Below are 24,466 nucleotides of genomic sequence, written 5' to 3'. Positions count from 1 at the left end.
GCTCGCATCCGGGCCTCTCGGACGAAGATCACAGCACATTCCGACTGCACCTTGGCCTTATCACCGCACGAACCTTGCTTCGCCGCCTCAACAACGGTCACTGACCGGTATCCCTCCCATGACGATGAGACAGTAATGACCGGCCACACAGCAAAAATATTCTGGTCTTGGCAGAGCGACTATTCGCCCAAGACCTGTCGCCATTTCATCCGCGAAGCCCTGGTCGATGCAATCGCTCAAGTTGCCGAAGAGATCGGCGTTGATGACGCAGACCGGCCCGAGATTGACCACGACACCAAGGGCGAACGTGGCATGGCCGACATCGCTGCGACCATCCTCAATAAGATTGCGGATGCGGCCGTGTTCGTCGCTGACCTCACCCCCATCGCACGGTCTCCAGACGGAAAGTGGCTGCCGAATCCCAACGTGATGATCGAACTCGGATGGGCAATGCACAGACCTGGCTGGGAGCGCGTCATCGGCATCCTGAACATGGCCAGTGGCGCGAAGATGGAAGATCTACCCTTCGATATTCGCCAACGGCGTGTCGTCACGTTCGTGCTGAATGAAGCTGCTGACAAACCAACCCGCGCAGCGGTTCGGTCGAAGCTCGTCAAAGAACTCAAGGAAGCCCTGCGGATCAATCTTGAGGAACGTGCCGAAGACCTGGCGACTGCAGCCAGAATTGATGGCGTTGCTTCGAAGGTAGACAACTACTCTATTTGGGCCTCGGCAGGCGATACCCTGACACACAATGACGCCTTTGGAGGGGCGCGACGCGAGACGATTGTGACGCCGGACGTGCCGCGTGCCTTCATGCGGATCATCCCTGCCGGCTGGAAGAATGGTGCCCCGTCAGTTTCTGACATCGCCAAACTGAACCAATCGGAGAGCGTCGAAGCGCCAGGCGATAGCGGAAGCAGCGGCAATTTTGGAGCGACGGCAGAGGGATACGTTCGCTATTGGATCACTGATCTGCAGGAATCAGGTAATGCATCCTCCACCAACATGACCATGTTCTTCACCGATACGGGCGAATTCTGGATGCTGCATGGCAGCGTGATCGCCCAGCATCAGGGTCAACTCTTGCTCAGGGATCAACCGATGCTCGGGCAGTGGTCACAGTTGCTGCGCAAGGCAATGGCAGTGATGGACCGCTTTCAAGCGCTGAAGACCCGCCAGGTCGAGGCGGGACTCTTCGGCGTCAGGGATCTTCAGTGGTTCTCTGAATGGCAAAGCGATCGGACGCCATCACGACGAAACGACGCCCGCGAAATCAGGCAAAGCCAAGACTGGAGCCCGGAAGCACAATTGACGTATCTCACTAGTGCCTACAACCGAGTCAGAGACTTGTTTGCCCTGGAGCGAAGCACTGAGGCTGAAGTAACTCGGATATTGCAGCATTTCGATCCGGAGCGGTTTCGAGAAAGAGCTTAGATAGGCGGTGCGTCAGCGATGACGAAAAGCCGGGGGACGTCGGCGAGATGGAGCCCATCGCTGAGCAGCTGCCGTGCCATGAGCCGTACCGAAACCGCCCACGAGTAATCGCAATCGGTCTCCGTGTGCTGGCCATCCGCGCGGCTGGCGTGGGCGAAGTGCCAGACCTTGATGGCCCCCTTCCGCGCTATCAGGCGTGACTTGCACGAGGGGCAGATGCAACCGCAGGCGAGACCGGCGGCCACGTCGCCTACGCCAACGAACCGCTGGTCAGATTCGCGCAGCGCGAAGGGAATGAGGGTGACGTCCACGGCCTATCCCTGCCCATCATCTATTTGCACGATGCGCCCTTCGCCGGAGCTCAGCCCAAGCAAAATCCTCGATTCACCGTCCAGTCGATCTCCGAGCTCGACATCGGGCGCCATAGCCGGCCCTTCCAATAAGGCCATGACGGCAAATAGGTCGGCCACTTGGAGTGCATCAACAATCAGGCCATCTGGGTAGCGCGCGATCACGGCATCGCGATGGATGCGATATCGCATGTGTTCAAATTCCCCATGCACGAATCCATCCATTCGCCTGATCAAAGGCTTCATATCGGTGAGCATGGACTGGTCAAAGAACCCTGCACGATCCAGCGCACGAATTCGTGCTTCCAGCCCAGTCGTCAGCTTGCCCTCCGCCAGTAGCCGCAACTGATCATCGGTCGCGATGCGAAGCGTCCGCGCCGACCAAACATAAGCTTCGTATACGGGACGAACAAGCGCCAGCAAGGATGCTCTGTGATTACCTTCAGCCAAGGTCACAAGTGCCGCATGGTGCGCAAGCGCAAGTTGAATCGATGGCGCGACCAAGATCGCTCGCGTCTGTTTTGGAAAGCCTATGAGGCCTACAGATGCGCGTAACCACGTGACCAGTTGCCTGGATCGCTCAAGCTGTACATCAAGAGGAAGTGGGTTGGCACCGACTGATTCTGTGTCTGGTCGTGTCATTTCTCGATATTATGAGATCGCGCCCTGAAAAGGGTCGCCCCTCCCCGCGAACAAAGCGAAACCGGCCCCGTAGGGCCGGTCCGGTGTAAGCGAATTACTCCGCGGCTTCCTTCGGCTCGTAGTTGCGCAGAACGACCACGCCATCGATCGGGAGGCTCGTCAGCACGACGCGGAAGCCCTTGCCGTCGTTGTTGGGAAACGCGACACCGATGCGGTTCCAATCGTGGCGGATTTCGCCAGTGGCCTTGTCGGTGAATTCGCGGATGGTAAAAGCGTCCAGACGATCGGCGGTCTTCGGGGCAGTCTTGGGGACGGTGTTCTTGCTCATGGTGCTTCTCCTGGTTTGGGTAGCGCGGTTGCGCGAGCCCAGGACAGCGGGCCGGAGAAGACCTGCAGCACCGAAGGAACGAACGCTGGTGAGGAACGCAGGGCGAAACACCGTGGAGCACCCCTTGTGGGTTGCGCGGGTCGCGGACTGCTACTGTCGCTCGATTGAGCAGCCGCCCCAACGCCGGGAAACGCTGAGCGCTTCTTGCCGCCCCGCTTCCGTGCCGATCACTCCTGACCGGACCAATCTGCTCACCGAAGCACTGCGATTCACGACGGATTCGATGTCAGTGGCCCATTGCGGTTAGGCCACTTCGTGCTGCACATGCCCGATGGGTGATGTTTTCGACTGGCGTTGAGCCTATCGCAGAGTAGCCACCACCCTGCCCGGCCCGCGGGACCTGTTTCGTGAATCAGACAAGCGGGCTACCCGCAAGCAGTGCGCGCAGGCGACCCCAGGTCGACGGAGGCGCAGGGGGTCAGGCCGGAATGGGCGCAACGCAGTGCGCGTGCGGAGTACCCGACACATGGCCCGTAGGGGACGCACTAGCTTGGCCCGGTTTCGCGCTAATCTCGCAGGTACAAACCACCATAAATGAGGATATTTGATGGCTGTCAAACTCGATGGACTCTCACCGAAAGAACTCCAGGCGCTGATCGCTCAAGCTCAATCACGAATGGAAACCGCTCGCGCGGAACACATTCAGAACGTCAAGGCGAAAATTGACGGTATCCTGAAAGCTGCAGGTCTTCAACTTTCAGACGTCTATTCCGCTCGTGGCGGCAAACGTGGCAAGCGAGCGGGGGCCGGCGTCCCGAAATATCGCAATCCTGCTGATGCATCGCAGACGTGGACAGGGCATGGAAAGTCTCCCGCATGGTTCCAGGCAGCCCTCAAGAAATCGGGCGTCACTGCTGAATCGCTCTTGATCTCGAAGACGCCGGCCAAAAAGTCGACGGCAAAAGCGGCGGCGAAGAAATCGCCAGAAAAAAAGGCCGCCCGGAAGGCGGCCAAGTGATCTGAGTAGCGGGGCCTCAGATGAGGCCCCGGCTTGCCATGCTCACTGTCTCGGTGGCGCCGACCACGATGTGGTCGAGGATCCGCACGCCGATCAGCTGGAGAACGTCCCGCAATTCGTGGGTAATGGCGCGGTCGGCGGCGCTGGGCTCGGGGACTCCGCTCGGGTGATTGTGAGCCAGGATGGCTGCGCTGGCGTTGATGTTGAGTGCTGCTCGCACGACCTCCCGCGGGTGGACACTCGCGCCGTCCACGGTGCCGTCAAAAAGCTTTTGGACATCCAGGATGCGATGTCGGTTGTCAAGCCACATGATGTGGAATTGCTCAGCTTTCAGGGCACCCAGCCTCATCCGCAAGAAGTCTGAGCTGTCTTTCGGGTTGCCCACGCTGCCGAGCCGTTCGAGCTTGCGGCGCAGGATGTCCTCCGCAGCCTCAAGGATGTCGTTCTCCGTTTGCGGGCCGGTGATCGTATAGTGCCCCAGGACGTCGCGCGCGATGCTCATGTCTTGTTCTCCCTCAACGCCGGATTGCGCCGTGGGCCTCGGGACGCGAAGCGGGAAAAGGCTGGCAGCACCTGGAAGCGGCCGCCGCGCGGACGCTGGAGGGCGGGAACGCAGTGGACGAGGGTTCATCCCTTGCGTCAGCCGACCGCGAAGCAAACCTTGCCCACATCCAGCGCAACCGAGCCGTCGAGGGTGACGTGAGCGATCAGTCGGTTGGGGGCACGCATCCATCTCGATGAGCAAACGTGCTGTGAGACGGTGGGGCGGCCGATGCCTGCATTACTGTGAAAACAGGTGGCTCGGGTTGGTGAAACCTTGTGCGGACTGATGCGGTTGTCGATAAACAGGACTGCAAACAACTCGTGGTTGAGGCTGCCAACTTCGCGACAGGTACACCTTCACGGCGACTGGCGAACCAAATTCGCGCTGCGCTGCATCTTCTGATCAATCGCCTAGCGCGCCGCTACTAGGGTTTGATTGACGGCCGCCGGTAGATAACCGCCGCGCGCATCATGCACCAACGGCGAGGCGTCGGGAGTACGAGGATGTGCGACATGATCGTGCTCCGGCTGCTCGGGCAGCATTGTCCGGAACCGGAGCCTTCACGGCGCAACACAAGCTGTCAGGGATCGAAGGTGGTCACAGCCACACGCGCCATCGGCGCGAAGCCCTTGACGGCGAGCACGCCGTGATACGGTGGGAAACAGCAAGACCGCCCTGCCACCTACAAAGCCGGCAAGCGGAGCGCGCAGGCCCGCGAGGGCTGGAGACGTCAGGGATCAAAGCCGTATGGCCGCGACTCGGCACGAGGCGCGGGGCACAGCCCGCGAGCCCGACGGTGGAGCACCGAGACGCTATCGCACTGATGATCCATGCAGATGGATAAAACGGTTATGAATACAACGGCTCTTTTCGACATCGCATCGTTCAATCTCGACCGCGCCGATGCGCCTTTCGTTATGCCATGGCCCCAAGCGGGAAATCCGACCGCCATGCTCCCCTTCCGCCACTTCCAGGAATGGCAGGCGTTCATCGAGGAACGTGGGCTACATGCGGTCGCCCCACGCATCGTCGGCGATAAATTCCGTCGCGCCCAGCGACTCTACTTGCTGGCTTGGCTGGACGCAGACCTCGTGAAAGCCGGCGAGCTGGTTGCGCTAACCGCGCTCGAACTGGCACTGACAGACCGATATGGTGGGTTCTTCCGCCAACGACACGCGCAGGCGGGCAATAAACAAAAGCGCAAGCAAGCACCCATGCTGCACGACCTGCTTGAATACCTGGTAGACGGCGATGGCCTCACGGATGCCCAGCTTCCCTTCACGCAGCGCTACGGCGGCTCCATCATCCCCGTGCTGCACCGTAGTTGGGCGACGCATGGCGAATCGAACAGCGGGAATGTTTCCCGACCAACTCTCGCTGAGATCCGTAACTCGCTCGCGCATGGCGATCCATTCGATGGCCTACCGTGGAGCGGCTTGCTCGAACTGGTCCGCGATCTGATCGAGTATGCCTACCGATCCCATCTGCAAGAAGGTCGAACAGGATGCTGCAGTTGAAGATCGACTGCATTTTCAACCAAACCCCTGTCGGGTTCCTGGGCGTGTTGCTCTGCCCCACGCTCTCCTAATTCAGCCACAGTCGAAAACGATGTGCCAAGGCTACCGAAAATGCATATCTGAAGCCAGCTTGGCCAATTTGCTACCATTGCTGACGACTGGCAGGCGTTGGGATCGGGTCTGCGGCCGTAGTCACAGGGGAGTCGAAGTAAAGTACGCCATGGCGCAACGAAAACAGCGCCAGCCCCTGCTATGCCGCCGGACCCGCCACACGAAGCGGACATAAGGACTTGGGCATGGCCGAGGCATCCACCGACAGGTTTTCAGCCGGCGAGCAGGGGCTGGGATACATCTACCAGGCACGCCTCGCACTGCTGCATCTCTTGCAATTGCCCGAGGACACCGCCGTCTTTCTGGAAAAGGATGACGACCTCGATTTCATCGATGGAGGCGGTGGCAAGTCTCTGGCCTCGCTCAAGCACAAGGCGGTCGGCGACAGGCTGACCGGCCTGTCGACCGACTTCTGGAAGTCCGTCAACATCTGGCTCGCGCGGTACAAGCGTGATGGTCGCGCTGCATCGAACCTGCGATTTTTCTTGTTTACCACCGGCACGGTATCGGCCGACTCGTTCCTGGCTCGCCTCCTCCCCAACCAGCCCGTCGCCTCCGGCGATGCGGCCACGCTGGCCGAGTTGGCCGATGCCGCGCTTGCCAAGTCGACGTCGCAACTCATCGCGCCGATCACCACGGCGTTCAACGAACTAAGTGATACCGAGAAGCAGGATTTTCTCGAACGCATTCTGATCCTCGACGGCAGTCCACGCATCGGTGACATCCCGGCAACCATCAGGGACAAGCACATGCGAAGCATCCGCCGCGAGCACCGCGAGTTTGTCTTCGAACGGCTGGAAGGCTGGTGGACTGACGCCGTGATCAAGCAGCTCAGTGGCGCCAGGGCAGAAGAAATCTTCGGTTACGAAGTCTCAGACAAGCTGTCCGACTTCGCCGAGGAATACAAGGCGGACAACCTCCCCATTACTTTCCGTGGAAAGGTGCCCGCCGACGAGATCGACACTGAGACCGATCCGCGCTTGTTCGTGGCGCAATTGCGCGAGACCGGCATTTCCGCCAACCGGATCAGGAGCGCAATCCTCGACTACTACCGCTCGTTCGAGCAACGATCAGCTTGGGCACGCGAGAACCTGCTGGTGTCTGGAGAAGTCGAGGAATATGAGGATCGTCTCGTCGACGAGTGGAGCCGCTATAAGGATGTCGCCTTCGAGAAGCTGAAGGACGATAGCGCCGAGGATGCGCTTCGCGATGCCGGCGCGACCCTCTATAACTGGGCGGAGTTCGAAACCGGGAAGATCGAATCCCTGCGCATCCGCGCGCGAGTCACGGAGCCCTATGTCCTTCGCGGCAGCTTCCACATCCTGGCCGATGCCACACCGGAACCCAGGGTCTACTGGCATCCCAGGTTCCTCGACCGTCTCGGCAAGGTGCTGGGGGTGGCCCCATGAAGCGATGGGACCAGCGCCCCTTTGAGATTCGGAACCTGTTCAACCCAGCCTTCTGCGGCTTGGTCCTGTTCCGCGCCCTGCATGGCTACGAGGAAGAAGATGCCCGAGGCATGCCCTTCTCGCTGTCGCTTCTGGTGCTGCCGCTGTGTCTGCACAAGGATTCGCGCGAGGTGATCGCCGGCAGTCCACGCAGTTACCTGCTCAAGACCACGGAGAAGAACCAGCAAGTCATGGTGGGCTTCGCCAACCGGGTCACGCAGATGCTGCCCTATGCCTTCGAAGGATTCGGCCTGCTGATGGAAAGGGGCTGCATCGCCGTCGCGGACGATGGTCGCATCCAGACCGTACCCAGGAAGGTGCGCACAGCCGTCAAAGGGACCGATGAGACCGTCACCTGCCAGAAAGTGGCGCGCGTCGTCGGAAGGGAGTTCGCGCGCATCGCCGACCGGGCGACCATTTACACGACTTTCGGAATTCGCCCATGAAGATCCGTTCCATCCACATCTACAGTCACGACGGCCAGCGCCGTGATCTCCGGTTCAAGGTGGACGGGCTCAACGTCATCACCGGTCGCTCCTCCACCGGCAAGTCCGCGCTCTCCGACATCATCGAATACTGCATGGGACGCTCCACGTTCAACGTCCCCGAAGGCGTCATCCGCGACAAGGTGGCCTGGTTCGCCGTGATCTACCAGTTTGAAAAGGAGCAAGTACTGGTCGCCAAGCCAACCCCGCCCAGCGGCGGCGCCAGTTGCAGCACGGCAATGCTGCGAAGGGGTGCCCAATTGCAGGCTCCCGATTTCAAGGACTTGGTGGTCAACACCGACGACGACAGCATCGTCGAATTGCTGTCGCGCCTACTCGGCATTCCCGAGAACCGTACCGATGTCGCGCTCGAACACAGTCGCGACAGCTACGATGCGAACGTCAAACACACACTCTACTACCTGTTCCAGAAGCAGGGATTGGTTGCCAACAAGGACCAGCTTTTCTACCGCCAGAACGAGCAGTTCCAGCCGCAGGCGATCCGCGACACGCTGCCGATTCTGCTCGGCGTGTCTTCCCACGACCGCTACGAACTGGAATCCAGGCTACGCACGGCACAGCGGGACTTGAGGATCAGCAACAAGAAGCTGGAACAGGCGCGCGATACCGTCGATACGTCGCACGAACAGGCCATTGGCCTCTACTCGGAAGCCAGGACGGTCGGCGCTATCGGCAACGCCGATGTGAACCCGAATGCCGACGGCATTATCGACACGTTGAGATCGACGCTGTCGTGGAAGCCTGAAACGGTGCCTGACGACGACGGCAGCCGAGTTTCGCTTCTGGAAGAAGAACTGGGCCAGTTGCGACAGGATCGCCGCGACACCCAGACCAGGATCGACGCGGCGCGTCAATTTGCCAAACGGGCGGGCGGCTACGAAAGCGAGGCCGCCGAACAGATAGACCGGCTAGCCTCGATCAAGGCGTTGCCGAAGAATCCTGACAGCGGCGAATGGCAATGGCCATTCAGCGAACGGAACTTGGCGCTGGAATCCCCGGTCGCCACCGTCCTGCTCAACGAGCTGGCATCGCTCGATAAGGAATTGAGCATCGCCACCGGCCAGCGCCCGAAACTCGAAGCCTACCTGACCGAGCTGACCGACAAGGCAGACGAGATCGCGGGCACCATCAAGCAGAAGGAAGCGGAGCTGTCCGCAGCGATCTCGGCCAACGAGGTCATCGCCCAGATGGGCACCCGCAACAACGCAGCCGCGCGTGTAGTCGGCCGGATCAGCCTGTTCTTGGAAACGCTCCTCCCGAACGAGGATCTTGCCAAGCTGGAAGCGGAGAATCGTCGCCTCAACAACAAAGTGAAGCAGCTGGAGGAACAGATCGGTGCCGACGACAGCAACGAACGCCTGACCTCGATCCTCAACAACATATCGGCACAGGTGTCGCGGTACATCCAGAAGTTCAACGCCGAGTTTGGCCCCTATCCTGCGCGGCTAAACCTGCCGCAGCTGACGATCGTCTTCGATCGACCCGAGCGTCCGGTTCCTATGGGCCGGACCGGTGGCGGTGAAAATCACTTGGCCTACCACCTGTCGGCACTACTCGCCTTGCATCTGTTCGCAGCCCAAAACAATCGTCCGATTCCGCGCTTCCTGCTGATCGACCAGCCGACCCAGGTCTACTTTCCGTCCGAGCAGGTCTATAAGGACGCTGATGGCTCGGTGCAAAACACCGAGGCCGACGCCGACCTTGATGCGGTGCGCCGATTGTTCGAACTGTTGCTGAAGTTCACGCAGGAGGACGTCCCCGGCTTCCAGTTGATTGTCACCGAGCACGCGAACCTCCGGGAGCCGTGGTTCCAGGCTGCTTTGGTAGAAGAGCCCTGGACCAAACCGCCTGCACTGGTTCCCGAGGATTGGCCGTAGAGACGACACCCGCTCATTCGGGGACGTAGCCACCATGGAGATCGTCGGTGTATCTAGCGCAATTGAAAATATCGAATTTCAGAAAGCTGCAGAAAGTTGATTTGAGCTTCCAGCCCGGATTGAACGTTCTGGTCGGGGCCAACAACGTCGGCAAGACCGCCGTTATCGACGCGCTGCGCGCGCTGTTGGCGGGATACGACGAACCCTACCCTCGACTGGATGGCGAAGACATGCACCGCCCCAAAGGTGGGGCGCCAGCGGGTGACATCGAGTTCCGATACGTTTTTCGCGACCTGGATGCGGACGATGAAGCCGATTTCCTCGCAGCACTGAAACCCGGCGACGCCGGCAAGCTTGAGGCCCATATCTCCATCCGTTACTCGGAAGCCGACAAGACCGGCCGACTGCGTGCCAAGCGCTGGTGTGGCGACCACGAGGACCTTGGCCTGACCACCGACATGATGGAGAACTTGCGCGGTGTCTATCTGCCGCCGCTGCGGGATGCCTCGCAGGGACTCAAGCCTAGCCGCAGCAGTCAGTTGTCACGCCTGTTCCAGCTCCTCGCCGACGACGCGGGACGCGAAGGCATCAACGACGTGCTGAAGAAGCTCGACGAAGAACTGAAGAAGCACGAGCCGGTCGTCAACACTCATACGGCGATCAAGGGTCGCCACGACAGCATGCTCGGCCCGCAGCTTGCCCAGGTGCTCGACCTCGGCTTGAGCGGCAGCGATTTCCAGCGGCTGGCTTCGCGCTTATCGCTGCTGGTGGATACGTTCGAGATCGAGCAGAACGGACTCGGCTTCAACAACTTAATCTTCATGGCCGTGGTGCTCAGCGAGCTGGCCAAGAACCCTGACGCGAGATACCGCAGTCTGATCGTCGAGGAACCGGAGGCGCACCTGCATCCGCAACTCCAGGCCGTGCTGCTCAGCTATCTGGAGATGATCAAGGCGGTTGAGGGCGAGAAGCCCGTCCAGTTGTTCGTCACCAGCCATTCCCCCAACTTCGCCAGCATCGCCGACCTCGACAGGCTGGTCTGTCTGGTCGACACGGGGAATTCCGTGGAGACGTTCTTTCCACGCACGATCACCTTCGACAAGGGAAAGCGCGAGAAATTGGAGCGCTATCTCGACGTGACCCGTGCCGAACTGTTCTTTGCCCGGCGCGTCATCTTCGTCGAAGGTGCCGCCGAGCTGATGCTGGTAAGCGTGCTGGCGGAGAAGTGCGGCCACAAGCTACGCGCGCATGGCGTCAGCCTGATCAGCGTCGAAGGTCTGAACTTCGATTCGTTCCTCCCGCTGTTCGGCGAAAAGGCATTGAAGATCCCGGTGGCAGTCATCACCGACGCCGATCCGACTGCTGAACCGGAAGGCGGCGGGGAGGCGCAAGCTCTCTATCCGGCGCTTGGCGACGCGGTGAACGTGTCGGACAACACCGCCAAGATGAAGGAACGTGAAGACACCTTCGTCAAAGTCTTCCACGGACTCAAGACGCTGGAGTACGACCTGGCGCTACATGCCGACAACCGAACTGCGATGCTGGCCGCTCTCACGGAGCTTCACCCGAAGATCGGCAAAGCGGTCTCGGCGGCGGTCGACGCTGTCGAAGGCGACGCAGCAAAGGCGCGCGCCCTGTTCAGCGGCATGTTCGAGCGCCCGCAGAATAACGTGCAGAAAGGCCGCTTCGGCCAAGCCCTGGCACAGGTGTTTGTCGATGGCGCCGCCTGCGTGGTACCGGACTACATAAGCGAGGCGATCGCCCATGCCTGCCAGGTTCAACAGGCCGCTCCATGACCCAGGTATCCGACGAGCAGCTGCAGATCATTGGCGCGCCGCTCGCGCCGATGTCCGTGATCGCCTGCGCCGGCAGCGGCAAGACGTTCACCGCCGTGCGCCGACTCGCGCAGATGCGTCAGCATCTCGGTGAACACCGTGGCCGCGTCGCTCTCCTCTCGTTCTCCAATGTCGCGGTGGACACGTTCAGGCGGGAGTACCAAAACCTGGCGCAGAGCGCGTCCGGCGGATTTACCCATGATCGCGTCGAGATCGACACATTGGACGGATTCATCACCCGCAATGTCCTGCATCCGCACGCCTATCGGACGATGGGCGCGCAGCAGGCCGCATTCTTGGTGACGGGCGGAGAAGCGTTCCTCAACGGCTTCAAGTTCCAGACCGGCACGTATCCGCGCGAGATCACGAAGATGCAGGTTGGCTTCGACCGCGGCAATGTCTACTTCTGCTATGCCGACAACGACAGGACGCAAAGGCTGGACACCGCGTATGCGACGGGTCTCGTCCACCGTCTCGGGCAGGTGGGTGCCTACACTCACAACCTCGGGCGCTACTGGTGTCACCGCGTGCTGGACGACCAGCCCAGCATCCTGCGCGTGCTGATCCGTCGCTACCCCCATATCCTGATCGACGAGGCGCAGGACATCGGCACGGTGCACCAGGCCATCATCGAGCAGTTTATCAACGCGGGCTGCCAGGTCTCGCTGATCGGCGACCCGAACCAGGGCATCTACGAGTTCGCCGGTGCGAACGGGACTTTCCTGACGCAGTACGGAGAACGGCAAGGCGTCAACAGTCTCGGCCTGACCAGGAACTACCGCTCCGTACCGGCGATACTGGCCCTTGCCAACGGGCTCTCGGCGCGTATCGACACCGCTGATCGGAGTGCACCCGAGACGACGCATGGCACGTACTTCGTGCCCTACCGCAATGCCGAACGCGAGAACCTCATCGCCGCATTCCAGGCTGCGGTATTGGTCGCCGGCCTGAATCTCGAACGCTCGGCGGTGCTCTGTCGAGGTCGCGACATGGCCGACCGGCTCGCCGGCAATGAAGGTGCGCCGGGCCAGGGAACCGTCAAAGCTCTGGCACAGGCCGCGATCCTGCGGGATCGGCATCATGACTATCTCGGCGCGTTCAAACTGGTGGCCGCCTGTATCGTCGGCTTGCTGGCCAATCCGCCGCAGGGACTCGTCGCACGGATCACGCAGCCTGCGCGCTACCCAGATGATCGGCTACTGCGCCGGCTCGTATGGGCGTTCACCCGCGACCCGGAATTGGGGCTGCCCGCCGTTACATTGATCGGGGGCACGCAGTGGCACCCGCAGTTGCTCGAAAGAGCGCGGGCGCTGTTGGCGACGATCGAGCAGAAGCACGGGCTGGCGAGTGCAAACAATCTGGGCAACAAGCTTGCGCGCAGGGGTTTACCCCATACTCCGCTGATCGCCGCAGTTGATCTGGCAGCCAACAACGACATGCCGCGAATCCGCGTGGATACGATTCATCAGGCGAAGGGCGAAAGCCTCGATGCAGTGCTGTACCTGGCGAACCGTGACCATGCCAACGCGCTGTTAGCCGGCGTGGATACCGAGGTCGGGCGCATCGGCTACGTCGCAGTAACCCGTGCCCGCAACCTCCTGTGGCTTGGCGTACCGGTTAACGCACTGGAGGAATTGCGACCCGTCCTGCTCGCCCGGGGGTTTCAGGAAGCGGGCGCTGCAGCACTGGCGTGAGGCTGACAATCGGCCCTATGGCTGTCGGAGGGATGACCTGCAGCCCCTATCAGCGATGGCGCAGCAGTTTGGGCGCTGGCTGGCTGGGCATAGCGTCGCACTGCCCCATTTGCACACCGTCGATGGCGTAGTCGCTGGTTGGCCGACTTCAGCGATCCTCGTAGGCGGTTCGCTGGCGCGGGAACGCCCGTATCGACGGCAGGTATACGCCTGTTTCATGGCACAATTTGTTCAGACCCTTGGTCTGACCAAGCCTTCGCAGTACATGCAGATCCAAGGCATGCTCTCCGTGGCGCACATCACGTACATCGGCCGACAACGGCGTCGCCGATAAGAGAAAGGTTGACAGAAACACGGGAACAGGGAACCGCATGGACAAGAAGACCAAGGGATCGTGGCTCATTCACCACACGAACAAGCTGCAGAGCGTCACCAACCAGTCGGGGTATGAAAAGACATATCTGGCAGGCAAGGCGGGAATTTTGCTATCGGCGATTTCGGCGAACCGCCAAATCACGGTCAACCAGGATCGTCTGAATGTCCTCGCCAAGGCAGCGAATATCAATACGACGTTCGAGCTGCCCAAGCTCATTGAAGTGCTGGAGAAGCAGGAGCTGATCGATAGCTCGTCCAGCGGCGTTGCCGTACTGGGCGTCACGACGGCCAGCGCCCTGCAGCACACGTCCGATATTTTCGACGCACTTCGGCCTGGTGCCAGCGAGGAAGCCTCTTTGGTCCTTGCTGAGCGGGCTTCGCAGTCACCCATCCTCTCTCGGGACGTCGCTGGCGATCTGGCAGATACCTACAAGCTTCCCACTGCGGAGCTCGGTCAATTGCTGGCCGACTCGGAGCAGATCGGATTCGTCGATGTAGAAAAACTGGGAGGGAACGACAAGCTGCTGTTCAATGGCAACTTGTTCCGACGCGATACCACCCAGAAGATTATGGCAGTGCTCAACTCCCTCCAGCCCGCCGAGCAGACGAAGTTGACGGAATTGACTGACATGCTGAAAAAACGGGCCTGTGTCAGCGTCGATTCTGCGAAGCAGTTCCTCGGCGAAACGCTGTTCCAGAAGGTAACCGCTATCGGTCTGTTCGATATCAGCGTCGTCAGCAACTCTACGGAGGATGTGGGCTTTCTCACGTTGCCGTCAGCCTTCTCCAAATACAGCAATTCGATGATCGACGACGCCTTCGACCTGGCCAAAGCCTTTGTGAGCTCGGTGACCTACGGCATGACGAAGAGTACGTATGCCCGTGGGCAAATTCAGATGGTCGATGCCCTGCTGAGCGCGCTGGTTCGGGGCGAAAGTGTGGGACCCGTGCGCGCCATTGCCGAAGACTACAGAGTGCTGGAACTTAAGGGCGTGGTGGAGGTTAAGCAGGGTTCGAAGAAGGGACGCACCGGACCCATGCTGCGTCTGTTGAAAACCGAAGTGGGAGAACTGGCACTTCAGGCAATCCGCCAGGGCGACGTCAGCGAGCACTCCTTGAGCGCGCTGCCGACAGCAGCCGTCACGAACTTCAAGGGCCCCGAGCTCAACCGTGAGAGGGTTCGTCGGGCGCAAACCCAAATGAGCCCCAAGGCAACCAATGACATGCTGTCCGTGCTGCGTACTGGAGGTGGCCTGTGAGTACGCACTCGAACGCGCTCCCTAAAGGCCCCAGGATGGAAGAGCTGCTGCGCAGCTATTTTCTCAAGGCCGGCTACTACGTTGTGCGTGGCGTCCCATTCGTCTACGAAGGCTTCGATGTCACGGACATCGATCTTTGGCTCTACAGCCGGATATCCTCCGTGTCGCGTGAAGTGACCCTGGTCGATGCGAAAAACAAGAAGACACCGCAAGCCATCGAACGCATTTTTTGGGTGCAGGGGCTGCGGATCGCCAGCAAGGCGACCAATGCAATCGTGGCCACCACGGAAAAACGCCAGGAGGTCAAAAATTTCGGCCGGGAGCTAGGTGTGCTTGTGCTGGATGGCGCCTTTCTCGGCAAGCTTGCCCATTCAGACGAACCCAATAGCACGCGCCTTACCGACGAAGAGTTTTTCGGAAAGATCAACGAATATTCGTTCAGCAAGATCGATGGCGACTGGCGAGGACGTGTCACGCTGTCGAAGAGCCTGCTCGCTCACTCACTGTCGTTCGATAGTTGCAATCTGTGGCTGGAGCATGCCCGTTTCTTTGCCGAGCAGGCGATCACCAAAGGGAACCAACGTGAGACGGCCCTGCGCTGTCTCTATCTGGTCTGCTCGTTCATCGCCGTCGCCGTCGACTATTGCATGAAAGAGCTTTCGTTCCACGAGCAATCCGAACGCAGCGCACTGATCAAGGACGGGTTCACCTATGGTTCGCGCGGTAGTAACGGCCTAAAAAAAGTGCTGAATGTCGCGATGGGACTAGTCGAGCAACATGCGAGTGACGGGCCGGCAATCTCCCGCCAGGTGAGGACCAGCGTCGAGAAGCAGCTCGCTCAAATGAACACGGCCATTCTCGGCGAATTCTTTGCACGGTATGAAGTCGCCCGCACGCTCTTCGCTGTAGCCCGTGAATTTGAGCAGTTGGCCATGGCAAGGGACTTTGCCTTTCACAAGACCGCGAGCATCGAGCTTCGGAGCGTGCTTTCATGCCTGCTGGATTTCTGGGGTATAGACCGGGTCATGTTTTCCGACGCCCAGTTGACCGGGCAAGGTTAGCTTCGCCGATCCTGATGAACTACTTGCCGACATCACGGCGCGGGAAACATGGCGCACGCTGATCGAGAAACGCCGTGGGGAGACGGCCAAAAGCGCAAGGCGGGATCGGCTACTACCTCGGTGCCTGCAGTGGCCGCAGTACATGGTTAGCTGGGGCATCACGAAACTCGCACATATGCGAGTCGTCATGGACAAAGATCGCATCGAATACCGAAAAGGCGCCAATCTCCATCAGGAGCGGCGCTAGGTATGTTGCCGCTTTGGCATAGCTGACGGTCGGCAACGGCCAGTTGTCATAGACGATCAGCCAGTTGGCCCGGTATCGAACGAACCCTTCAGCGGTTGCCTTAGGCAACTTCTCTTTGACATAGTGGGCTATTGCTGCCGCCCATTCGCGCTCCGGTGAATCGCCGACCCAAGCACCACCGGGGGCATCCGCCTCGATCTCGCGCTTAAGTTCCGCGGCCGTCTTCCGTGGTTCACCCGGCGTAACGTGAGGGGTGAAGTAAACATCCGGCCCCAAGCCCCTCCCTCGCAGGAACTGCGCACGGGCAACGTTCTCGGGCACGGCTTCCGTGTGTTCGATCCCGACGTCGTCGCCATCGGGCATGGCCAACAGGAAATCCGGTCTGTCCCGATGGGTAAGCGTCAACGGAAACGAGAGCCGTCCTGCCGGCAGCGTCGCCAGCAAGTGCGCGATGCCGTACCGCTCCGCATGGCAAGGCTTGCGTCCTTCCGAGCGTGCAGGGACTTCAATATCCAACTCGGCCAGCCTGGCCTTTAACTCCGCCAAGGTATTTGCCCGCAGGATGATGTCAGGCATCGGACGGACGCACTTCTTGAGGGGCCGCTGTATGACTACGATGTAAGTCCGAAACCACCGCGATCAACCTGTTGATCGGCTCGGCCAACCGCTTCGGCAAGACACGATGCTCGGTGTGCTTACTCAGCTCGGCAACCCAGCGATGCGCGACCCAGACATCATCTTCCGGGTGGTTGTTATCCACACCGTTGCAATACTTGTATCCAACGAGCGCATCCGTGTGCGACAGCAGCACGCGTGCCATCGTCATGTGGAAACGATGGGCCTGGAGGTCTGCCGGGCCTTTGGGGCGTGGAAGCGTAAGGCGCAGGCATCGCTGGTCGTTGAAGCCTTTCCAGTCTGGTCCAACGACCTGTCCTGCGCGCTCCAGCATCTTGCGCGATTGCTCGTTTTTCCCGTTGACCAACGCCACGGCGACCGTACTCTTTGGGTACCCCAACTTGTCGGCCAGCAGGTTCATCCAGTGCACCAGCTTGTGCAAGGTGGCGTCGTCTGCAAACACCAGGAACTGGTGACGCTGCTCGCTATCGAGGAACGCCGGAAGTTGCGCGTAGAGGGGGTACAGCAGATCGTGGAGATAGATGTACGTCTGCCGACGCCCTTGCTCGTGGCTCCGCGTGGTCGCGGTCAATACCTGCTTCGCCCATTCCGGCGTAAGCTCGGCCAGTGTCATCTCGGTGATGTCGATGGAGATGAGCGGAAAGCCGAGCGACTTGCCGATCAGCGCCTTGCGCCCATCGAAAGCGTGTCCAAGTTCGATTTCCACGCCTCCCAGCACCATTGGTTCCGTCAGGACAGGTGGGCCGAGCACAGCGACGTCAAGCCGGAACCGACTGCCGAAAGGAGTTTCCAGCGGATGTTCGCTCGCCACGCTGTCGGCGCCGAGCAACAAGTTGCCTTCCAACGGGTAATCCGACGCATCCACGTCCTTGAATGACCAAGGCATCGCAAGCCCGGCATCCATGCGCCGCGCAAGCTCTGCGGCGATCAATTCCTTGGCGTGCCGGTGTTCGGGGCTTTCTTGCACGGTGCGCTGCCGACGACCTTCTTCGTCGTCAAAGTGTGCTCTTAGGTTGTACGTGTGATCGGCGGGAAGCTGCCGGAAGTGGGAACGGCGGCGTAGCTCCCCGTTCTCAAAAGTGGGACTAACCCACGTTACCATTTGCCTCAACGCATCAGGAGACACCAGAGGCCATAGCTTGCGCGCGTGTTCCCGACTACGCACATCGCGCGCAGTGATTCGGGTCTGAAACAACCCTTTCCGCGAAAAGACGATGACGGCCTCATCCATGCTTAATGTTCACCACCCTTGCGTCACGATGAAGCGTTCGAGCGAAACCTGGCCCAAGTGCGGCGTACCGGCAACGCGCGAGACGATCAAGCGGCAACGGAGATACCGGGCGCATGGGTGCGCCGCGCTGGCTGTACGATGATTTCGACACGCTGATCCAGCGACACCAGCGCCTGCATCAACCGCTCCAACGAAATGTTCTGGAGCTTGTAACGGCGCACTTGTGACACCTTGGGTTGGGTCATACCGGTGATTGCCGCCGCCTCGTTCTGGCTCAAGCCTCGTCGATCAATCAGCTCGTTGAGCTTGAGCGCGAGCGCTGCCTTCGCCGACAGTTCTTCCGCGTCGTCGAAACCGAGATCCAGCAGCACGTTGTCGGTGCCTTGTGGATTGTCTTTGCGAGCCATCACGTTCTCCCGCTCGCCCCATAGCGGGCAAGCACTGCTTTCAGCCGCTTCTCGATCAACTCCACGTCCGGCTGCGGCGTGGCAATACCGGACTTGGATTTCTTCTGGAACGTATGCAGCACATGCACCGCGTCGCCAAACCGCACGGTATAGACCGCGCGAAAGGTGTCGCCCCGGTGGTCTTCTACCAGTTCGTACACGCCGGAACCCAGCCCCTTCCAAAGCTTGGCCGAATCCGGCGTGCCGCCCAGCTGGACGACGAAGAGCGCCACGCCCATGTCCTTCTGCACGTCGACCGGGAACTCTTTGAAGTCCTTTTTCGACGAGCCTTCCCAATAGAGAAGCTTGCGTTTCTGTACCATGAAATTATATCCGTTCGAGTATGAATGGCAAGCCCTGAATTGTCGTATCGCTGATACGACAATTCAGGCGCCACGTTCAGGAGCCGGCCGCCACCGGCACTTCTGGCGCTGCGCGCTTTGTGCCAGGCGGCACTGCGCGCTTCGGGCTTTTTCGGTAGCGGTAGGGTCGATAGTTGCCCTGACTGGTGCGAGTCTTCTCACCTTCCGCGACGGGGCAAGCGGCCAGCGGCTGCGTAGTCGGCGTAGCCGACGCCCGGCTGTCGATGGCGTCCCGCCGCAGTTTGGCGACCTTCTCGGCAGCCGCCCGCACCGGGTCATCCTCGGTATGCACATACGTCATGAACTGCGTGACGGTCTTGTGCGCGGTCAGCGCCATGCCGACCTTGATGGGAACGCCGGAATTGGCGATGTCAGTGGCCGCGCGATGACGAATGCCGTGCGTGCCGACATGCGGCACCTTGGCCCGTTCCAAGATGCGCCGCCAGGAGTTGTAATAGGTGCTTTCAGGCAGCGGCTCCTTGCTGTCGAAGACGGCCGGGCACACGTAAGGCGAATCGTTGATGCGCGGGGCATTGGACAACAGTTGGTAGGCTGCTTCGCTCATCGGCTTGGAAATGTCGCCGGTCTTGCTATCTGGCCAGACGACGCGGCGATTCTCGAAATCGACCCAAGCCCATTCAAGCGTGCGGATCTCTATCATGCGTGCCGAAAACTCGAATTGCAGGCGGATTGCCAACGTCAGGGTCGGGTGTTCCAGCCCTTCGGCATCCGCCCGGTCGAGATAGGCATAGAGGCGCGCCAGCTCGTCGTTGACGATGTAGCGCGTCTCGCCATCTTCTCGGTACTTGGGGACGTGACGGCACGGGTTAGAGCCGTCCGGCCGGTAGCCCCACACTTCGGCCATGTTAAGCATCTTGCGGAGGCAAGCCAGAATCCGGTTGGCCGTGACGGCGATATGCGCCTTGTCCCGCATCAGCGCCGTAATGTCCGCGCGCGTCAGGTCGGGCACCTTCATCTTGCCCAACGCCGGGATGATGTGACGGTCGATGTAGCCCTGGTAGGTATCGACCGTGCGGGGCTTGTTGCGCGGCTTCGAGTATTCCTCGATGAACTGCTCGCACAACTCCTTGACCGTGGGGGCCATGCGCGCGGCCAGCTTGGCGGCACTGGGGTCGCTGCCCTTGCGCACGTCGGCCAGCCAGTCCTGCGCGATCGAGCGGGCCTGCTCAACGGTCAGCTCGCCGAACTGGCCGATTTTCGGCTTGCGGCGCTCGCTCCAGTTCGTGCGGTACTGGAGCATGAAGACCTTGCGGCCGTGAGCGGTGACTTTGCAGAGGAATCCGGGGACAATAGTGTCCCGCAGTTCGTAGTCTTTGCCGGTGACTTCGGCCGCATCGACGGCGGATTTGGTGAGCTTGATCTTGGCCATGACGCCCTCCTAGTTCGAGATCGAACGCAGGAACCAGCCAGGAGCCACGGCATCGGAAAGTGTGCCGCAATCGGTCTGGTCAAGGCGTAAGGTTAGACGGGACTAACCCCTTGGAAAACCAAGCCCAGCAAGGCTTGGCGAGTTCCAGCGTAGTCCCATGCTATTCCTCAAGAACAATCTCAAAATCCGCTGGCAGCGATGTCGTGTAGGTTCGAGTCCTATCACCGGTACCAGACATGAAGAACCCCGCCTCGCGCGGGGTTTTTCTTTGGCGGCCGCGGCACGTGGCACCGGTTCAGCCGAACAGTTCGCCCTCGTCTGCGTCGTGCCAGCTGCCGTCGCATTCCTGCACCTGTACCGGTGGATGATCCAGGCCCCAGGCGCGGCTGAGCTTGGAGCGCATCGCCATGGCGGCGCGGACCGCGTCGGAGCGGCTGCCGAAGGTGCCCACGCGGACCACCTCGCGGCGCACGATCCACGGCGTGTCGTCGGTGTACGGGACGAACAGGCGAACCGGTTGCGGATCCATGGCAGCTTCCTCGACAGGTCTTGGGGGGGCCAAGGGCCGAGTCCTTCCCGATGAACCGGAAGGATTCCGGGAAAAGATTCCGGAAAAAACGGTAGCGGGTACTGCACCACCCGGCGTGCACATTCCGCTGCGTGCCGGAGTGGTGAACATAGCGCGATTTCCGCGCACAAATGTGATGGCGCCCGCCGCCAGTCAGAAGCCGCTCAGCGTTCGGGCTTCAGAGCTCGCGCACTACCCGGAAACCGACGCGCACACTGCGCACCGTCGCTTCCACGCCCTGCCGATAAGCCGAGCGGTCCTGCTCCGGCGCGCTGCCCCACGAGCCGCCACGCACCACGCGGGCGCTGCAGCCGGGGTTGATCCACGCGCTGCCATCGCGCGGTGCGCGCAGGTAGCTGTCATGCCAGCAATCGGCCACCCATTCGGAAACGTTGCCGTTGATGTCGTACAGGCCGAACGGGTTGGCCATGAAGCTCATCACCGGTGCCGGCCCCCAATAGGCGTCCCGATAGCCGCGGAAGGCATTGCTCCAGCGCCGACCGTTGCGGGAGCGATCCAGCGCACCGGTGAGGTTTTCCACGCGCTTGTCAGGCGTGCCGTCGCCCCACCAGTAGCGGGTGGTGGTGCCGGCGCGCAGTGCGTATTCGAACTCGGCCTCGCTAGGCAGGCGATAGACCTTGCCGGTGCGCTTGCTCAGCCAGTCGGCGTAAGCCTTGGCGTCGTTCCATGAGACGTTCACCACCGGCAGATCATCGTCGGCCGGATGGCCGGCGTAATCGTCCTCCCAGGTGGCGCGGGGGTCGTCGCGCAATACGCCGCTGCGCTCGTCGTAGACGCTGGAGCCGCCCATGGTCACCGAGTCGGGCCGGTAACCGCTGGCGCGCACGAAGTCGCGGAACTGGCCCACGGTGATCTCGGTACGGGCCATCGCCATGCCCTTGGCCAGCGTCACCTCGTGGCGCGGGATTTCGGTATCGTTGCGGTCGGCTTCGTCGTTGGCTGCGCCCATCTGGAAGCTGCCGGTAGGGATCACCACCATCGCCGGTGCCTTGCCGGGGAGATCGACGAAGCTGTCGGTGAACACCTGGCCGGGGTGGTAGCTCGCGTACAGGCGGGCATTCATCAGCCGCTCGTGGAAATCATCCAGGCCAGGCAGGTCCGGCCGGGTGTCGCGGGCCTGCCCGGCGAGTTTCTCGGCCAGCGACAGGTTGCCTGCATCCAGCGCCGAGCGGGCCTGTGCCAGCAGTCCGCCGGCGCGTTGGTCGCGCATGCCTTTCACGCGCGAGCTCACGTCGCGCAGTGCCAGCGAGTTGGGCTGGATCGCCTGCGCCTCGGCCAACGCCTTGTCCGCGCCGGCAAAGTCGTTCTGTGCCACGGCCGCCAGGGCGCGATCGAGCACGGCGCGCTGTACCTGCAGCAGGCCCTGCCGGGCCACCGCGTTCTGCGGATCGAGTACCAGCACCTGTCGATAAACTGCCAGGGCGTTGTCGTCCTCGGGTTGATCGACCTTGCCCTGGTCCAGCAACGTCGCCGCCCGGGCCAGCATCGGGCGCACTTTCACCAGGGTGTCGAGACTGGCCTGCAGGCTCTTCACGTCGTCGGCTGCGCCGGGCAAGGCGCGCAGGGTGGCGATCAGCTCCCTGGCCGAGTCGGCGTCGCCCACCGCGATGTCCTGCCCGATCGCGGCGACCAGCCGTGCGCGCGACTCGTACAGGCCTTCCAGCGCGCGGCGGCTGTCCGGCTTGAGCTTGAGCGCCTGCTGGTAGAGCACCGCGGCACTGTTCTCGGCACCAGCCACCTGGCCGGCATGCAGCGCCTTGTCGGCACGCACCAGCAGGGCGACCACCTCGGGCGGATCCTTGCCCTTCTGCTGCGGCAGGTCGGGATTGCGGTGCGCGCTGCGCGCGGCGATCACCGCCGCCGGCGCGAGCGTGAGCGGTGGGCCGGCATCGATCTCGCCCGGATCGACCAGCGACGAGGCGCTGGAGGCGCTGGCGCCGCGCGCCTGCGTCGCCACGCCGAGCGCCATCGAACGGCGCGGCGCCATGTCCCCGGGATTGACGTGGAACACCCGCGGAAAAAAGTGATACACGAGCGCGAACGCCAGCACGAGCACACCAAGGGCGCCGCCGAGGGCGCGCTGTCGGGCGACGTTCGTGCTGCTGGGCATCTTGGGCGTCCTCGTGGGGCCTGTTATCGTGCCACGCCCACCGCGGGCAATCGACATTCCATCGAGTCGGCCCGCGCGCCGCGTCCGCGGCCACGCCCCGCTTTCGAAGGAAATGCTGCATGTCCCTGCCCGCCCTGCCCAACGATGCCGCATGGATCGACCACCGCGACATGCTCGATCGCTGGCTGGCCGGACTCCCGGACGATGCCATCGTGGGCGTGGATACCGAATTCATGCGCCGCAATACCTTCTATCCGCAGCTTGCCCTGCTGCAACTGGGCTGGAACGGGCGCTACGCGCTGGTCGATCCGCTGGCCTTCGACCTGGGCGACGCGCTGCACCCGTCGCTGCATACCGGCAACACGGTGACCGTGATGCACAGCGCCGGCGAGGATCTGGAAACGCTTGCGCCGCTGCTGCCGGGCGGTCCACGCGCGCTGTTCGACACGCAGATCGCCGCGGCCTTCGCGGGCATGGGCCTGGGCGTGAGCTATCGCGCGCTGGTCGCCGAGCTGTGCAGCGTGGATCTGGACAAGGGCGAGACCCGCTCGGACTGGCTGCAGCGCCCGCTCACCGACTCCCAGCGCCTGTACGCCACGCTGGACGTGGTCTACATGGACTCCATCCACGCCCAGCTGAGCGAGCGCCTGCACCAGCGCGACCGCAGCGCCTGGCACGCCGAAGACTGCGAACGGCTCAAGCATCGCGCCGGTGCCCGCGAGGGCGAAGCGCAGCCGCAGCGCGCCATGCGCGGTGCAGCCGAATGGTCGCCACCGCAGCAGACGATGCTGCGCCGCCTGCTGCGGTGGCGCGACCGTACCGCCCGCACGCTCGATCGTCCACGCCCCTGGCTGCTGGAGGACGCCCTGGCGATGAGCCTGGCCCAGCACCCGCCCGGCACGCCGGCCGAGCTGGACCAGCGCAGCCGCGGCCAGCGCGCGCTGCGCGCGCCGCAGCGCGCCGAACTGTTCGAACTGCTGCGCCAGCCGATGGACGAGGGCGAGATCGCCGCCACCGCCGCCATTCCCACCCATCCGCAGGGCGAGGCAAAAAAGGCGCTGGCGGCGATGAAGGACGTCGTGGACGCCGCCGCCGCCGAACTGGATCTACCCAGCGGCCTGCTCTGCCCGCGCAAGGTCCTGGAGGAATACGTGGTTACCGCCGAGTGGCCCGAGTTCCTCGACGGCTGGCGCCACGGCGTGCTGCACGACCGCCTGCCCGGCCTGTTGCCGGGCTGAGCCGCTGGTGCCGATGCCGCATGCCGGGGTCTGCATGCCGGGGTCTGCATGCCGGGGGCTGTCATGCCGGGGTCTGTCATGCCGGGGTCTGTAGCTGCCAGTTAGTAGTGTCCCCTTCCTGCAAGTTACAAGTGTCCCCTTTTCCGTCGAGGGGGTGACCGTGGAGGTGGGGATGACGCAACGTGAGGTGGAACGGGCAGGCTTGATCGCCGAGG

The 24,466-nt window shown here is 61.8% G+C and carries 22 protein-coding genes; 11 read left to right on the top strand and 11 right to left on the bottom strand.

All coding sequences use genetic code 11. From position 1 onward, the window contains the following. Positions 1–135 precede the first annotated feature (135 nt). On the top strand, positions 136–1,437 hold the full coding sequence (locus tag ACO2Q2_RS16170) for a hypothetical protein (protein ID WP_423257244.1): 1,302 nt from the start codon (positions 136–138) through the stop codon (positions 1,435–1,437). On the opposite strand, the gene ACO2Q2_RS16165 is transcribed toward ACO2Q2_RS16170, so the two are convergent. From ACO2Q2_RS16165 to ACO2Q2_RS16155, 3 genes are all read right to left on the bottom strand, one after another. Beyond that, complete coding sequence (locus ACO2Q2_RS16165) at positions 1,434–1,748, bottom strand: competence protein CoiA family protein (protein WP_423257242.1); 315 nt, start codon at positions 1,746–1,748, stop codon at positions 1,434–1,436. The two genes, ACO2Q2_RS16170 and ACO2Q2_RS16165, sit on opposite strands and share 4 nt — an antisense overlap. A gap of 3 nt (positions 1,749–1,751) precedes the next feature. Beyond that, positions 1,752–2,429, bottom strand: coding sequence for a DUF6988 family protein (locus ACO2Q2_RS16160; protein WP_423257240.1), 678 nt, complete (start codon positions 2,427–2,429; stop codon positions 1,752–1,754). Between the two features lie 94 nt (positions 2,430–2,523). Further along, positions 2,524–2,757 (bottom strand): hypothetical protein, encoded by a 234-nt coding sequence (locus tag ACO2Q2_RS16155; protein ID WP_423257238.1) that lies wholly within the window; start codon positions 2,755–2,757, stop codon positions 2,524–2,526. Positions 2,758–3,364: 607 nt separating this feature from the next. Here ACO2Q2_RS16155 and ACO2Q2_RS16150 point away from each other — a divergent pair. After that, positions 3,365–3,775, top strand: coding sequence for an H-NS family nucleoid-associated regulatory protein (locus tag ACO2Q2_RS16150; RefSeq protein ID WP_423257236.1), 411 nt, complete (start codon positions 3,365–3,367; stop codon positions 3,773–3,775). A 16-nt stretch (positions 3,776–3,791) separates the two neighbouring features. Here the strand turns inward: ACO2Q2_RS16150 and ACO2Q2_RS16145 are convergent, their stop codons facing one another. Then, on the bottom strand, positions 3,792–4,277 hold the full coding sequence (locus tag ACO2Q2_RS16145) for a JAB domain-containing protein (protein WP_423257234.1): 486 nt from the start codon (positions 4,275–4,277) through the stop codon (positions 3,792–3,794). 872 nt (positions 4,278–5,149) lie between these two features. Between ACO2Q2_RS16145 and ACO2Q2_RS16140 the strand changes: the two genes are divergently transcribed. The 8 genes from ACO2Q2_RS16140 to ACO2Q2_RS16105 all read left to right on the top strand — a co-directional run bounded on the left by ACO2Q2_RS16140 (position 5,150) and on the right by ACO2Q2_RS16105 (position 16,002). Further along, positions 5,150–5,836, top strand: coding sequence for a hypothetical protein (locus tag ACO2Q2_RS16140; RefSeq protein ID WP_423257232.1), 687 nt, complete (start codon positions 5,150–5,152; stop codon positions 5,834–5,836). Positions 5,837–6,132: 296 nt separating this feature from the next. Further along, positions 6,133–7,356 carry an ABC-three component system protein gene (locus ACO2Q2_RS16135; protein ID WP_423257230.1) on the top strand — a complete coding sequence of 408 codons (1,224 nt, stop codon included), beginning with the start codon at positions 6,133–6,135 and terminating at the stop codon, positions 7,354–7,356. Next, the gene (locus ACO2Q2_RS16130; protein WP_423257228.1) at positions 7,353–7,841 is read left to right on the top strand and encodes a three component ABC system middle component; all 489 of its coding nucleotides are present in this window, start codon (positions 7,353–7,355) and stop codon (positions 7,839–7,841) included. The genes ACO2Q2_RS16135 and ACO2Q2_RS16130 overlap by 4 nt, the downstream gene beginning before the upstream one ends. Further along, positions 7,838–9,778 (top strand): DUF3732 domain-containing protein, encoded by a 1,941-nt coding sequence (locus tag ACO2Q2_RS16125; protein ID WP_423257226.1) that lies wholly within the window; start codon positions 7,838–7,840, stop codon positions 9,776–9,778. The genes ACO2Q2_RS16130 and ACO2Q2_RS16125 overlap by 4 nt, the downstream gene beginning before the upstream one ends. 47 nt (positions 9,779–9,825) lie before the next feature. Beyond that, on the top strand, positions 9,826–11,574 hold the full coding sequence (locus ACO2Q2_RS16120) for an ATP-dependent nuclease (protein WP_423257224.1): 1,749 nt from the start codon (positions 9,826–9,828) through the stop codon (positions 11,572–11,574). Beyond that, on the top strand, positions 11,571–13,307 hold the full coding sequence (locus ACO2Q2_RS16115; protein ID WP_423257222.1) for a UvrD-helicase domain-containing protein: 1,737 nt from the start codon (positions 11,571–11,573) through the stop codon (positions 13,305–13,307). Before ACO2Q2_RS16120 ends, ACO2Q2_RS16115 begins: the two co-directional genes overlap by 4 nt. A 371-nt stretch (positions 13,308–13,678) precedes the next feature. Continuing rightward, entirely contained in the window at positions 13,679–14,941 is a 1,263-nt protein-coding gene (locus ACO2Q2_RS16110; protein WP_423257220.1) for a hypothetical protein, read from the top strand. A gap of 35 nt (positions 14,942–14,976) precedes the next feature. Continuing rightward, entirely contained in the window at positions 14,977–16,002 is a 1,026-nt protein-coding gene (locus ACO2Q2_RS16105; RefSeq protein ID WP_423257218.1) for a hypothetical protein, read from the top strand. 112 nt (positions 16,003–16,114) lie between these two features. On the opposite strand, the gene ACO2Q2_RS16100 is transcribed toward ACO2Q2_RS16105, so the two are convergent. From ACO2Q2_RS16100 to ACO2Q2_RS16070, 7 genes are all read right to left on the bottom strand, one after another. Next, on the bottom strand, positions 16,115–16,825 hold the full coding sequence (locus ACO2Q2_RS16100) for a hypothetical protein (protein WP_423257216.1): 711 nt from the start codon (positions 16,823–16,825) through the stop codon (positions 16,115–16,117). Continuing rightward, a complete protein-coding gene (locus ACO2Q2_RS16095; RefSeq protein ID WP_423257214.1) occupies positions 16,818–18,116 on the bottom strand; it encodes a hypothetical protein in 1,299 nt (432 codons plus the stop codon). The genes ACO2Q2_RS16100 and ACO2Q2_RS16095 overlap by 8 nt, the downstream gene beginning before the upstream one ends. Positions 18,117–18,202: 86 nt before the next feature. After that, positions 18,203–18,523: a helix-turn-helix domain-containing protein gene (locus tag ACO2Q2_RS16090; protein ID WP_423257212.1), complete on the bottom strand. Its 321-nt coding sequence runs from the start codon at positions 18,521–18,523 to the stop codon at positions 18,203–18,205. Beyond that, positions 18,523–18,885, bottom strand: coding sequence for a type II toxin-antitoxin system RelE/ParE family toxin (locus tag ACO2Q2_RS16085; protein ID WP_423257210.1), 363 nt, complete (start codon positions 18,883–18,885; stop codon positions 18,523–18,525). Before ACO2Q2_RS16085 ends, ACO2Q2_RS16090 begins: the two co-directional genes overlap by 1 nt. 76 nt (positions 18,886–18,961) lie before the next feature. Further along, positions 18,962–20,314 carry a tyrosine-type recombinase/integrase gene (locus tag ACO2Q2_RS16080; protein ID WP_423257208.1) on the bottom strand — a complete coding sequence of 451 codons (1,353 nt, stop codon included), beginning with the start codon at positions 20,312–20,314 and terminating at the stop codon, positions 18,962–18,964. Positions 20,315–20,609: 295 nt separating this feature from the next. Then, on the bottom strand, positions 20,610–20,843 hold the full coding sequence (locus ACO2Q2_RS16075) for a hypothetical protein (RefSeq protein ID WP_423257206.1): 234 nt from the start codon (positions 20,841–20,843) through the stop codon (positions 20,610–20,612). A gap of 217 nt (positions 20,844–21,060) precedes the next feature. Then, complete coding sequence (locus ACO2Q2_RS16070; RefSeq protein ID WP_423257204.1) at positions 21,061–23,013, bottom strand: SUMF1/EgtB/PvdO family nonheme iron enzyme; 1,953 nt, start codon at positions 23,011–23,013, stop codon at positions 21,061–21,063. Positions 23,014–23,132: 119 nt separating this feature from the next. On the opposite strand from ACO2Q2_RS16070, the gene ACO2Q2_RS16065 reads away from it, so the two are divergent. Then, on the top strand, positions 23,133–24,251 hold the full coding sequence (locus ACO2Q2_RS16065) for a ribonuclease D (protein WP_423257202.1): 1,119 nt from the start codon (positions 23,133–23,135) through the stop codon (positions 24,249–24,251). Positions 24,252–24,466: the final 215 nt, after the last annotated feature.

Origin of the sequence: Dyella sp. KRB-257, from assembly GCF_049445995.1 — a bacterium.
In the GTDB taxonomy this organism is placed as follows: Bacteria; Pseudomonadota; Gammaproteobacteria; order Xanthomonadales; family Rhodanobacteraceae; genus Dyella_A.
Note: the sequence above shows the minus strand (reverse complement) of the source record. Positions and strands in the feature narration are given on the sequence as shown.